Raw genomic sequence first — 13,930 nt, 5'->3', positions numbered from 1 at the left:
CTTTTGGCTACTTAGGCGACCCAAAAAGGTCACGATTTGCAAAAATAAAAACTTGCCTATTTATGGTGCTTTTATGCCATTTATCAAGCGTGATTGGTGTGATTTTTTACCAATTTTCAAAAATTTATGGCAAAATACCCCACATCATCCCTATTATCATCATGTGTTTATGAAAATCACCAAACTGCTCTTGGCACTTGTCATCATCGCCCTTGTCATCGTGGCAGGCTCGCCCTATTATAAGCTCTACACCCTAAAAAACGCTTATGACAATGGCGACTACGCCCCCATTATTAACAGTATAGACTTTGAGACACTACGCCCAAACCTAAAACATCAGCTCATCACCAAAACCGATAACTGGCTCGGCTCTAACGACGTGGTGCAGGGTTTGCCACTCTTTGGCGGACTGCTTGGGCTAGATGGTGCCAAGCTTAATACCATCGCCCACAGCTTTATCAATACTGCCGTGGATAAGGGCATTACCCCTGAGAATCTAACTCGGCTTGCCCAAGGCGACGTTCAGCCTGAGATTGAACCCATGCTTGTGGGCATTGCCTTATTTGGCGGTTATGTTGATACCGAACGACTGCTCACCGACTACATCAGCACAGGCGACATGAACATCGCCATCAATAATCAAAAAACCGCCATCGCTACCAAGGCAAGCGATAACATCGGACAGCCAACCCAGCCCAAGCTGTCGTACTGTGGTATCAACTGCTTTGAAGTTGATACCACCATCAAAGATAAGCCCTATACCATCATCATGCACCGCCATCAAGTGCTAGACTGGCAGATAGTTAATATTGTACTGCCTTGATTTGTCAGACTGAACGTGCAAAACAAAACCGCCATTAAGACGGTTTGATTGCTACCAATCCAAGAATCCTCAAACTAAATCGAAAAAGACGAGCCACAGCCACAGGTAGTCGTGGCGTTGGGATTGTCCACGACAAAGCGAGAACCTTCAAGCCCTTCGATATAGTCAATCGTTGAGCCGTGTAGATACTGATAGCTAAGACTGTCCACCACGAGCGTGGCATCGCCATTGTCAAAGGTGGCATCATCATCGTCTAGCTCATCGGCAAAATCAAAGCCGTAGGAAAAACCCGAACAGCCACCGCCTGTGACATAGACCCGAAGCATGAGCTCATGATTGCCTTCGGCATCTTTTAGTTTTTGTAATTTTTTGGCGGCATTGTCGGTTAGGGTCATGACATTTTGCATGGTTTTTCTCTTTTTAAAATTTTTACAATTCTTAGGGATGATTATACCATAATAAGCCCAAATTTTAGCGATACAAGGTATAATGGATAATTTTTATAATTTGCACAAAAAACCATGATAGAACTCTCCCAAGTCGCCGTCCGCCGAGACGGTCGCCTGCTGTTTAGCGGGGTCAATCTACAACTTCATCAAGGTCAAACTATCGGACTCACTGGCAACAACGGCACGGGCAAATCCACGCTGTTCGCCACACTCTTAGGCGAGCATGGCACGGACGCGGGCAGTGTGTCCATGCCAAAAAACTGGCAAATCGCCCACATGGCACAAGAAGTCCACGCCAGCGAGCAGACCGCCCTAGACTATGTATTATCAGGCGATGATGAATGGTATCGTCTTAACGACAAAATCCAAAACCAATCCGCCTTATCCGAGCATGACATCGCCCCCATTTACCAAAGGTTTGATGAGATAGACGGCTATCGCACGCCGTCTAAGGCAAGTCAGATTTTGTCAGGGCTAGGATTTGGCGAGCATGAACATACCCGTATGGTGCGTGAGTTTTCGGGCGGTTGGCGTATGCGATTAAACCTAGCTCGCACGCTCATGCACCGAGCAGACGTGCTACTGCTTGACGAGCCGACCAACCATTTAGACTTAGATGCGATTTTGTGGCTCGAAGATTGGCTTGGTAAATTTGACGGTCTCATCATCGTTATCAGCCACGACCAAGCCTTTATGGATACCATTTGTACGCACATCGCCCACATTGAGCAAGAGAGCATCACGCTCTACACTGGCAACTATGCCCAATTTATCCGCACCCGAGCCGAACGCTTAGCCCAGCAACAACAAACCTTTGAACGCCAAGAAGCGATTAAGGCTCACCTTGAAAACTTCATTCGCCGTTTTGGGGCAAAAGCCACCAAAGCCAAACAAGCCCAAAGCCGTGTCAAACAGCTTGCCAACATGACCGACATCACTCCCGTCATGGCGGACAGTGAGTTTAGTTTTGCGTTTTATCCACCTACCGCCTTATCATCACCGCTCATCAGCCTAGATAATGCGTCTATCGGCTATGATAAGCCCTTGATAAATAGGGTCAATTTGCAAATCACGCCCGACACACGGCTTGGCGTGCTTGGGGCAAATGGGGCAGGCAAAAGTACACTGATTAAGGCACTTGTGGGCGATTTACCGCTACTTTCAGGCACGCACCGAGCGTCTGATAATCTCATGCTTGGCTATTTTAATCAGCACCAAATGGACGCATTGGACGAATCTGCCACCCCGCTCATTTTGCTTAGGCGACTGGCTGGCACGACATCGGACGCGGATTTGCGGGCGTTTTTGGGCAGTTTTAATTTTCGTGGCGATAAGATTGACACACCTTGCCGTCTGTTTTCTGGGGGCGAAAAAGCACGGCTAACCCTCGCCCTTATCGTCTGGCAACGCCCCAACGTGCTGGTGCTGGACGAGCCGACCAACCACCTTGACCTATCCATGCGTAACGCTCTCATGCTCGCCCTACAAAACTTTGAGGGGGCGTTAATCCTAGTCTCGCACGATAGGGATTTGGTGATGAACGTCTGCGACAATCTCATGCTGGTGGCGGACGGACGAGCGGACGAATTTACAGGCGACATGGCGGACTATGCTGAGCATTTAAGACAGGCTCGCCTTGCCAAACTTGCCCAAAACAAGGCAGAAAATAAAGAGACCAAAGCCAACACCACCACGGCCGTCAGCGACAAACCTGCCCTATCCAAAGAAGAAATCCGCAAAAAAAATGCCGAAAACCGCCAAAAAACCGCCCCACTTCGTAAAGAGATTGAAAAACTCGAAAAAGAGCTAGATAAACTCACCAGCGAGCTTGGCGAGATTGAACACGCCTTATCCGACCAAAGTCTGTACGATGATGACAATAAGGATAAATTGCTAAATCTACTTGCCAAACAAAGCGAATGGCAAAAACAAGTGGCGGACATCGAAGAGAATTTACTGTTAAAAATGGACGAACTTGAAACGTTGGAGAATGCTTTGTCGTGAAAAAACAGCCCCCCAAACACGATTATTATGCCATTTTAGGCGTGCCAAAATCCGCCAGCACGGACGACATCAAGCACGCCTACCGTCAGCTTGCCAAACGCCACCACCCCGACCGTGCAGGCGAAGGCGGACAAATCGTACTAATAAACGAAGCCTACGCCACCCTAAAAGACCCCAAAAAACGTGCCGAATATGACGTGTATCACGCCGTCTATTTTAGTGCGGTAGGCAAATTGACCCAAAAAATCAACCAAGAAATCCAAAAATCGCCCACTGTTATGGCAAATTTGCAAAAATTTGAAACAAACGCCCAAAGATTTGCCAACTTTGCCGAAAAGCGTATCCACGAATTACAAAGAGATTGGCAAGCGGATAAGGGCATTTTTAAAAATGCCAAAGCCCTACTTGCCAAAGCCCAAACCATCATCGCCCAAACTGCCAAAGAAGCGAGCAAACCCCCAAAAGACACCTTCCCCACGCTCGTCATCAGTAGGGAGCTTAGTCAGCAGGGCGGACAAATCACCTTTACCCATCAAGGTCGCACCGTTCGCACCACACTCCCGCAAGGTCTAACAGACGGCTCACAAATCAAGCTCACGATTGGGGGTGTGGGGGTGTGGTTTGTGATACGGATTGCCAATTAACATACATGGATAGAAAAGTGCTAACGACTGGATTTTTACCCAAAAATTTTATAAACTAAACCAAATTCATCAGCACCCAAACCCCATGCCTTACATTGCCTACCTTGACCTAGAAATTGACACCCATACCAAAAAGATTATGGACATTGGGGCGGTTTTTGCCGATAAAAATCTACATACTGCCAAAATTAGTGAGATTATCAACCAAATAAAAGACGCAGATTTTATCTGTGGGCATAATTTTTTAAATCACGATTATACTTATATTCAATCGGATTTGCAAAGCATTAATAAAAATCCCACAGACATTATTGATACGCTCTATTTGTCCGCCTTATTATTTCCAAAAAGACCGTATCACGCCCTAAATAAAGACTATAAAACCGATTTTGAAAACTCCAACAATCCTCTAAATGATTGTATGATTATAAGAGAGCTGTTAGAACAAGAAATCATCGCTTTTCATCAATTATCAGAAAATTTAAAAATCATCTTTTATCAGTTATTAAAAGAAAAAGCAGGGTTTGCACCATTTTTTAAAATTGTTAATTTTAATCAAGAGTGCTCATCAATCGTTACGCTCATTAAAAATCACTTTCAACATAAAATTTGCGAGCATTCCATCTTAAATGAGTTTATTCAAAAATATCCGATTGGACTGTGTCATGTTTTGGCACTCATTGAGTGTGATGAACGCCATTCTATTAACCCAAGCTGGGTGTTATATAAACACCCAGAAATTGAGTATATTTTTAATGAACTTCGTGCCACACCGTGTCATAAATCCTGTGTTTATTGTGATGAGAAATTAAATGCCAAAAAAGCACTGGGTAAATATTTTGGTTATGATGATTTTAGAAGTTATGATGATAAGCCATTACAAGCACAGGCAGTACAGTCTGCCATTAATGGTGAGTCTTTATTAGCGGTATTTCCCACAGGGGGCGGAAAGTCCATTACTTTTCAAATTCCTGCATTAATGGCTGGAGAAAATAAAAAAGGCTTGACGGTTATTATTTCGCCCTTGCAATCTTTAATGAAAGACCAAGTGGACAATTTAGAAAGTCGTGGTATTACCGAAGCAGTTACCATTAATGGACTGCTTGACCCCATAGAACGCCAAAAAGCCATTACTCGTATTAAAGACGGCACGGCAAGTTTATTATACATTTCGCCTGAAAGTTTGCGTTCTCGCACCATTGAAAATTTAATTGCCAGTCGTACGGTTGCTCGTTTTGTCATTGACGAAGCTCACTGTTTTTCGGCGTGGGGGCAAGATTTTCGGGTGGATTATTTGTACATTGGCGAATTTATTAACCGCATTCAAAGCCAAAAAATGGTTGGGCTCAATATTCCTGTGTCTTGTTTTACCGCCACTGCAAAACCACAAGTCATTCTTGATATCAAACATTATTTTAAAGAACAATTGGATTTGGAATTAAAATTATTTTCGGCAAGTGTTGAAAGAAAAAATTTGCAATATCAAGTCATTCCCCAAAATAATGAAGAACAAAAATACCAAACACTGCGAGAACTGATTCAAATTTATGACTGTCCAACGATTATTTATGTTTCTCGTACCAAAAAAACTGCAGAGATTGCCACGCAATTATCCCAAGACGGATTTAATGCCTTGCCCTATCACGGCAAAATGGACAGCGAATTAAAGATATTTAATCAAAATAGCTTTATCACGGGCGAAACGCAAATAATGGTGGCAACTTCTGCGTTTGGAATGGGCGTAGACAAAAAAGATGTGGGCTTGGTGGTGCATTTTGAAATATCCGATTCTTTGGAAAATTATGTGCAAGAAGCAGGACGTGCAGGACGAGATGAAAATATACAAGCCAAATGCTATGTGTTATTTTCCAATGATGATTTGGATAAGCATTTTATTTTATTAAATCAAACCAAAATATCACAAAAAGAAATCGGGCAAATATGGCGTGCCTTAAAAGAAAAGTTTGCCAAAAATAAAGCAATGTCCATTTCCGCCCTAGAAATCGCCCGCCAAGCAGGATGGAATGATGAAATTAATGACATAGAAACTCGTGTTACTACCGCGATTAATGCCCTAGAAGAATCTGGTTATGTTAAGCGTGGGCAAAATATGCCAAAGGTTTTTGCCAATAGTATTTTGTCGCCCAATACCCAAACCGCCATTGAAAAAATCAACAATTCTACTTTAATTGCTTTTGATGATAAACAAACCGCCATTCGTATTATCAAAAAACTCTTTTCACAAAGAAGTCAAAGGCAATTAACCGATGAACAAGCAGAATCCCGAGTGGACTATATTGCTGATGTTTTGGGATTACAAACCGAAAAAGTCGTCAAACTCATTACTTTAATGAGAAAAGAAGAAATCTTAGCCGACCAACAAGATTTACAAGCCTATATTCCTAAAAATAGCCGAAGTTATCCGATTGTTAATAAAATTAATGAATTGTATGGCATTGAGCTTTTATTATTGGAACAATTTCAACTGGGCGAAGGGGTATTATGCACAAGCCTAAAAGCACTCAACCATAAATTTGCCAATCAATATCATCATGATAAAATCAGTCCAAAAACCATTAAATCTTTACTTACTTTTTGGAAAATAAAAAACTGGATAAAACGAGCCGAAGAGTCTTATCAAGAAATCAATTATGAGCTAAATCATTCTTATGATGATATTTTGGCTTTTATGCAAAATAAAAAAGAAAAAGCCATTTGGCTTGCAGGTTATTTATATCAACTGGCACAAGCACAAAATAAAGAAAAAAGCGATAAAAGTAATGAGACTTTGCCCGTTGATTTTTCATTGGGAGAATTACAATCGGCTTTTTATAATGGTCAAAAATCCAAAATTAGCTTTGATGAGTTAGAAGACGCTTTATTTTATATTTCCAGAATGGGATTAATTAAAATTGACGGTGGATTTTTGGTGATGTATCAACGGCTACATTTAACACGCCTAGAAATGGATAATAGAAAACAATACACCAAAGACGATTATAAAAAACTCTATCATTATTATAAAACTCGCCGTGAGCAAATTCATATTGTCGGTAAATATGCCAATTTAATGACCGAAAATCAAGAATCCGCCCTACAACTTGTCAATGATTATTTTAGCCAAGAGTATCAAAAGTTTTTAAAAACCTATTTTAAAAACAGCGATGTTTTAAATAAAAATATGACCGAACAACGCTTTAATGAGTGGTTTGGTAATCTATCAAGCGAGCAATTAGCTATTATTAATGACAATCAAAGTCAGCATATGGTGGTATTTGCAACCGCAGGCAGTGGCAAAACAAGGGTGCTGGTGCATAAATTGGCAAGTCTTTATCAAATGGAAGACATTAAACACGAGCAATTATTAATGCTCACCTTTTCTCGTGCCGCCGCCATAGAATTTAAATCGCGTTTGGTGGAGCTTTTAGGTAATGCAGGACGATTTATTGAAATAAAGACTTTTCATTCTTATTGTTTTGATTTATTGGGACGGGTTGGTGATTTGAAAGACGCCGATAAAATCATTAAACAAGCGATTGATAAAATTAACAAGGGCGAAGTAGAAGAAAGTCGTATTGCCAAGTTAGTGTTGGTCATTGATGAAGCCCAAGATATGAATAAAACCCAATTTGAGTTAATTCAAACTTTGATGGCAAAAAATGAAGAAATGCGAGTGATTGCGGTGGGTGATGATGACCAAACCATTTATACTTTTATGGGGGCAAGTCCTGATTATATGGGGCGGTTGTGCGATATGGGGGCGACACGCCATTATCTAACGCATAATTATAGAAGTCAAAAGCACATTGTGGATTTTTGCAATCATTTTGCTAAAAATATTCACAACCGTTTAAAAAGTGAAGAAATCATTGCTGTTAATAATGCACAAGAAAAAGTAAAAGGCGTACATTATTCTGGCGATGTTATGCCTTATTTAATAGAACAGGTAAAGCAAAAAATCTTGCTGGGTGGCAGTATTGGCATATTAACCCAAACCAATGAAGAAGCGATTTATATTGCAGGACAATTAAGACAGCACAATTTACCGTGTAAATTGGTGCAGTCCAATGACGGATTTAAGGTAAAAGATTTATTAGAAGTACGGGTATTTGACCATTATTTAAAGATTGCAGAACATCAATCTTTAATTGATGATACCACTTGGCAATCCGCCAAAGAAAAAACCAATAACGAGCGTTGCAAAAACAGTAAAAATCTATTTTTACTAAACAATTTAATCAATGCTTTTGAATTGGCAAATCCCAATCAAAAATATGTGTCAGATTGGCGTATTTTTATAGAAGAATCAAGATTGGAAAACTTTTATCACGTAGAAACGGGCGGTATTTTTGTTTCTACCATTCACAAAGCCAAAGGACGAGAATACGACAGTGTTTTTGTATATTTGGACAATCCTAAATACCAAACAGACGATGAAAAAAGGGTGCTATATGTTGCGTTTTCTCGTGCCAAACAGCATTTAAGTATTTTAAGCAATCAAAAAGGGCTATTTGAGTTATGCCAAAATATTGATATGGCAAATTATACGCATACCAAGAAAGAAGTAAAACAGTTAGCACTATATTTAACCCATGAAGATGTAAATTTGGGTCATTTTAAAGAAAAACAAGAACTGATTAAAAATTGCTTGAATGCTGGTGATGCCTTATTTGCAAATGATACTGGTGTATTTTATGACCAAAAACAATTGTTTGCTTTTTCTAAATCGAAGTTTATTCCCAAGCTAGGTAAATATTTAAAGAAAGGCTATTATGTTATTGGCAGTGAAATAAATTTTATTGTTTTATGGTATGATAAAAATACCCAAAAAGAATATCGTATTATTTTACCAATTATTTATTTACAAAGTTATTGATATTAAGCAATTAATTTTATACAAATCTTTAATTTATTTTACATTGAAAAATTATTACATTTGTACTAAAATAGCTACTTTATTAATCAGCCATTATTAATATGATGACAACCACCTTTCACCCACCCATTTGGCTTAAAAATCCCCACCTACAAACCATTTTGCCCCGCTACATCGTCAAATACACGCCCAATTATACACGCAAGCTCATCAAAGATTCTTTGAATGAAAGCGATGTGGCGTTTGATTACCTACTGACTGACGATGTCAAGGTGGACGGCAAATACCAAAAACCACTCATCGTGCTATTTCATGGCATGGAAGGGTCAAGCCAAAGCCATTATGCCAAGTCGCTCGCTTTTGCAGTACACGGGGCAAATTGTCATTTTGTGGTCGCTCATTTTCGCTCGTGTGGCGGTGTGGCGGTCTCAGGCAAGGTATTTTATAACGCAGGGGATACTGGCGAGATTCATCATAATTTGACACATTTACAAAACGAATTTGCCCACATCTATGCCGTTGGCGTGTCTCTTGGGGGCAATGCCCTTGCCAAATACATGGGCGAATATGGCACAGACGTGATTTGTCAGCGTGCGGTGGTGGTATCCGCTCCTGTGGACTTGGCAAGCAGTTCAGTGGCTATGGAGCGACTTTTAGGGCGACACATTTACACGCCATACCTGCTAAACCCCATCATTAAAAAAGCCCTAGACAACCATCTCACCACCGATGAGATGAATATTCTTAAATCCGCCAAACGCTTGGGTGATTTTGACAATGTTTTTACCGCTCCCCGTCATGGCTTTCGCTCCAAAAACGACTACTATCGTCAGTCGTCTGCTTTGCCTTTTCTTATCCACATCAACAAACCCACGCTCATCATCACAGCCCAAGACGACCCATTTTTGGGCGTAACTGCCGAACGCTCGGACGTGTCTGATGATGTGCGTCTATTGGACACCAGATATGGTGGGCATATTGGGTTTTTGGATTATGATTATCGCACTCGCTCGTTTGATACGGGCTTTATCGGTCGGCAGGTGATGGGGTTTTTTGGGGTGGGACAATGAGACGACTTTTCTTTTTAGCCACAACGATTTTACTCATTGAGCTGTTTACTTACATCGGAGCAAAGGGCATATTTTGGCTTATCAAACCTTATCTACCCAATTACCCAATGCCAAAACGGCGGTGTTTGTGGGTATGTTTGTCATCACGCATTTGTTTTTGGTTACGCTGTTTGTGGGCATGTTCCGCTTTGGTATGAGTTATATGGCGGTGCTGTGGCTTGGTGTGCTAAGTATCATCATGACCACACTGCTTGTGATTGCCATAAAACACATCTCATCTTTTGGTACTATCATGGGCGGGGTAGATGGGGTGATGGTGCGTACCTTTGGCGTGGCAAGCTTTATTGGATTGGTTGGCTTGTCCGTTTATAACGCCTACACGCCTGTGGTGCGACATCTATCCATACAGATTGACAAACCGATGAATCCTGTCAGGGTCGCTGTGGCAAGCGACACCCATTTGGGTTCTTTGGTCGGCAGTCGCCAGCTTAAACGTTTGGCAGACATTTTAAAACGTGAAAAAGCAGACGTACTGCTCATGCCGGGCGACATTATGGATGATGACACGCATGTTTATCATGGCGAAAAAATGCACACCGCTTTTGACAATTTGGTCAAATCAGTCAATGGCAATCTCATCGCAAGCCTTGGCAATCACGACCTGTATAACGCCAAAGAACGCCATGCCATCGTACAGGCGGTGCGTGATAGCGGAGCGATACTGCTTGATGACACCGCTCAGATGTTTATTATCAATGACGTGCCAATGACGATTATCGGGCGATATGATGACCATTACGCCGACCGTCTGCCCACGCACGAGCTCATGCGTGGCGTGGATACTCGCTATCCTGTGATATTGCTTGACCACAGACCAAGCGAGATTGTCCAAAATGTACAGCTACCCATAGACCTACAAGTATCAGGGCATACCCACAACGGACAAGTTTTCCCTGCCAATTTTATCGTCAAAGCCATCAACCGTGTGGCATACGGACACGAAAAAATCAACGGCACGCATGTGGTGGTCTCATCAGGCTATGGCTTTTGGGGCGTGCCGTTGCGCTTGGGCTCACAAGCAGAAGTATGGATAATTGACATGCGTGGCAAGTGAGAGTTTAAAACAAAAAGGGCATGACGCCCTTTTTTTTGATGGTTATGTTTTTAAATGCTAAATCTTACCATGACATTGCTTATACTTTAAGCCACTACCGCAGGGGCAGGGGGCGTTACGGTTGATATTGGCAGGGATAAAGACATCATCGATGCTTTGGGGTGCTGTGGTATCGCTCACATCTGCCATGCTTTGGTTGGTGTCAGTGCCAGTATTGGCGTTGGTATTAGTGTTGGTATTGACGTGACCGTTTGGCGAAAGGTTCGGCATGGATGCCGCACCGCCCAGACTGACCGTGATACGCTGAACGTTTTGGGTGGCTCGTGGGCGACTCTCATCGGTGACAATCTCGCCTTCTAGCCCCATGTCATTATGCTCGAAATGCAGTCGCATCATCTCGGCTTGACGGCGACGTTCTTCTTCCATTTGGGCAATCTCTTCTGGGGTTGCGATATGCACCCGTGCCAAGTCCTGCACCACGTCTGATTTAATCGCCCCAAGCATGGACTGGAACAAATCAAAAGATTCACGCTTGTACTCTTGCTCAGGATTCTTTTGGGCGTAGCTACGCAAATGAATGCCTTTACGGAGCTGATCCATTTGGGTCAAATGCTCTTTCCAATGGCGATCAAGGTTACGGAGCATAAAATCACGCTCCAATCGGGCAGCGTTTTGCTCGCCCATAGACTCACGTTTTTTCTGATAATGGGCGATGGCAAAATCAATAATCTTAGCACGCAAGCCCTCTTCATCAAGACGGCGGTCAGCATCTAGCCAATCATTAATCGGCATATAATAGCCAAAGGCGTCCTCAATCTCATCTTCTAGCCCGTCAATGTTCCACTGGTCATCGACCGAACCCTCTGGCACGAACTGCGTGATAAGAGCGTTATACACCTCATGGTGCATAGCTTTGATGGACTCTTGTAAATCAACCTCTTCTAGCAAGCCATCACGCTGTCCATAGATAACCTTACGCTGTTCGTTAGCGACATCATCATATTTTAGCAAGCTTTTGCGAGCGTCAAAATCACGAGCTTCTACCTTTCCCTGTGCGTTCTCAATCGAGCGAGACACCATTTTATGTTCAATGGCTTCGTCCTCTTTTAGCCCCATGGCACGCATCATCGACACCACACGGTCGCCTGCAAAAATCCGCATCAAGTCATCTTCTAATGACAAGAAAAAGCGAGACTGACCAGGGTCGCCTTGTCGCCCTGCACGCCCACGAAGCTGGTTATCAATGCGGCGTGATTCGTGGCGTTCAGAGCCGATGATGTGCAGACCCCCTGCCGCTTTGACCGCTTCGTTGCGAGCTTGCCATTGGCTTTGTAACTCGCTCTTTTGGGCATCGGTGAGTGCGTCCAAATCCTCTATCTCCGCCTGCCAGTTACCACCTAGGATAATATCCGTACCACGGCCTGCCATATTGGTGGCAATGGTTACCGCAGACGGTCTGCCTGCTTGGGCGATGATTTCGGCTTCTCGTTCGTGCTGTTTGGCGTTTAGGACGTTGTGTTTAATGCCAGCTTGGTCAAGCAAATACGACAGCTCCTCACTTGCCTCAATGGTTGCCGTACCGACCAGCACAGGTGCGCCCTTGGCAGTGATTTGGCGAATCTCACGGATAATCCCTTGATATTTGCCCAATTTGGATAAGAAAATTTGGTCGTTTAAATCCACACGAGCAATCGGACGGTGCGTTGGAATGATGACCACATCAATGTCATAAGTCGATTTAAACTCCGCCGCTTCGGTATCTGCTGTCCCTGTCATGCCAGAGAGCTTGTCATACAGACGAAAATAGTTTTGGAACGTGGTGGTCGCCATGGTTTGGTTTTCGGCTTGAATTTCCACGCCTTCTTTGGCTTCTACCGCTTGGTGTAGCCCCTCGCTCCACCGTCTGCCCGGCATGGTACGCCCCGTATTTTCGTCCACAATGACAATCTCATTATCATCAGAGATGATATAATGCACGTTTTTAATAAACAGATGATGAGCCCTAATCGCCGCCTGCACATGAGCCAGTAGAGGCAAGCGAGCAGGACTGTATAGGCTTTCGTTTTCGCCAAGCTCGCCCACTTCCACCAAAAAATGCTCAATTTTCTCATAGCCCTTTTCGCTAATCTCAATGGCTCGGTTTTTCTCATCAATCCAAAAATCCTCCGCCACGTTGTTTTTATTATCCTCTTCGTTGTCGGATTTTTTTAGGCGGGGAATGATGTTGTTAATCAAGGCATACAGATGAGCCGAGTCCTCGGCTTGCCCTGAGATGATGAGCGGTGTCCGAGCCTCATCAATCAAAATACTGTCAATCTCATCGATGATACAGTAATTGAGCGGACGCTGTTTTTTCTCATCTTTGCTAAACACCATGTTATCACGCAGATAATCAAAACCGTATTCGTTATTGGTGCCATAAGTGATGTCGGCACGATAAGCATCAAATTTCTCATGGGGGGGCTGTTGGCTATAAATCACGCCCACCGTCAGCCCCAAGAAACTAAACAGCCCACGGTTTAGCTCAGCATCACGCCCTGCCAGATAGTCGTTCACGGTTACGACATGCACGCCCTTGCCACTGATGGCGTTTAGGTACATGGCAAGGGTTGCCATTAGGGTCTTACCCTCGCCCGTTTTCATCTCGGCAATCTTACCCTCGTGCAAGGTCATGCCACCGATGAGCTGGACGTCATAGTGTCTCATGCCGTTCACACGTTTGGACGCTTCACGGCACACGGCAAACGCCTCGGGCAAGAGCTTATCAAGACTCTCACCATTGGCGTGACGGCTTTTAAACTCATCGGTTTTTTGGCGTAGCTCATCATCAGACAGTGCTGAGATTGTGGGTTCAAGGGCGTTAATCTTGTCCACCTGCCTTTGCATACGCTTTAATTCACGTTCGTTTTTGGTGCCGAATACAGCACTGATGGCTTTTGTTAACATGGTT

The 13,930-nt window shown here is 43.2% G+C and carries 8 protein-coding genes; 6 read left to right on the top strand and 2 right to left on the bottom strand.

Annotated features, from left to right (window positions below; genetic code table 11):
- Positions 1 to 73 precede the first annotated feature (73 nt).
- Positions 74 to 823: a DUF2939 domain-containing protein gene (locus tag LP107_RS00120; RefSeq protein WP_112741659.1), complete on the top strand. Its 750-nt coding sequence runs from the start codon at positions 74 to 76 to the stop codon at positions 821 to 823.
- 74 nt (positions 824 to 897) lie between these two features.
- Here LP107_RS00120 and erpA read toward each other — a convergent pair whose 3' ends face one another.
- Positions 898 to 1,230, bottom strand: a complete 333-nt coding sequence (gene erpA, locus LP107_RS00115; RefSeq protein WP_062500809.1) for an iron-sulfur cluster insertion protein ErpA — start codon at positions 1,228 to 1,230, stop codon at positions 898 to 900.
- Between the two features lie 114 nt (positions 1,231 to 1,344).
- Between erpA and LP107_RS00110 the strand changes: the two genes are divergently transcribed.
- From LP107_RS00110 to LP107_RS00090, 5 genes are all read left to right on the top strand, one after another.
- Positions 1,345 to 3,276: an ABC-F family ATP-binding cassette domain-containing protein gene (locus tag LP107_RS00110; protein ID WP_078274968.1), complete on the top strand. Its 1,932-nt coding sequence runs from the start codon at positions 1,345 to 1,347 to the stop codon at positions 3,274 to 3,276.
- Positions 3,273 to 3,920: a J domain-containing protein gene (locus LP107_RS00105; RefSeq protein WP_112741658.1), complete on the top strand. Its 648-nt coding sequence runs from the start codon at positions 3,273 to 3,275 to the stop codon at positions 3,918 to 3,920. Before LP107_RS00110 ends, LP107_RS00105 begins: the two co-directional genes overlap by 4 nt.
- Positions 3,921 to 4,005: 85 nt before the next feature.
- Positions 4,006 to 8,796 carry a RecQ family ATP-dependent DNA helicase gene (locus LP107_RS00100; protein WP_078274966.1) on the top strand — a complete coding sequence of 1,597 codons (4,791 nt, stop codon included), beginning with the start codon at positions 4,006 to 4,008 and terminating at the stop codon, positions 8,794 to 8,796.
- Between the two features lie 101 nt (positions 8,797 to 8,897).
- On the top strand, positions 8,898 to 9,866 hold the full coding sequence (locus LP107_RS00095; protein ID WP_078274965.1) for a YheT family hydrolase: 969 nt from the start codon (positions 8,898 to 8,900) through the stop codon (positions 9,864 to 9,866).
- A gap of 73 nt (positions 9,867 to 9,939) precedes the next feature.
- Entirely contained in the window at positions 9,940 to 10,980 is a 1,041-nt protein-coding gene (locus LP107_RS00090; protein WP_112741657.1) for a metallophosphoesterase, read from the top strand.
- A 57-nt stretch (positions 10,981 to 11,037) separates the two neighbouring features.
- On the opposite strand, the gene secA is transcribed toward LP107_RS00090, so the two are convergent.
- The gene (gene secA / locus LP107_RS00085; protein ID WP_078274934.1) at positions 11,038 to 13,926 is read right to left on the bottom strand and encodes a preprotein translocase subunit SecA; all 2,889 of its coding nucleotides are present in this window, start codon (positions 13,924 to 13,926) and stop codon (positions 11,038 to 11,040) included.
- Between the last annotated feature and the right edge of the window lie 4 nt (positions 13,927 to 13,930).

The organism is Moraxella bovis (assembly GCF_025985205.1).
GTDB classification, from domain to species: Bacteria; Pseudomonadota; Gammaproteobacteria; order Pseudomonadales; family Moraxellaceae; genus Moraxella; species Moraxella bovis.
The sequence above is the reverse complement of the archived record's forward strand: the minus strand, read 5'-3'. Positions and strand labels throughout refer to the sequence as shown.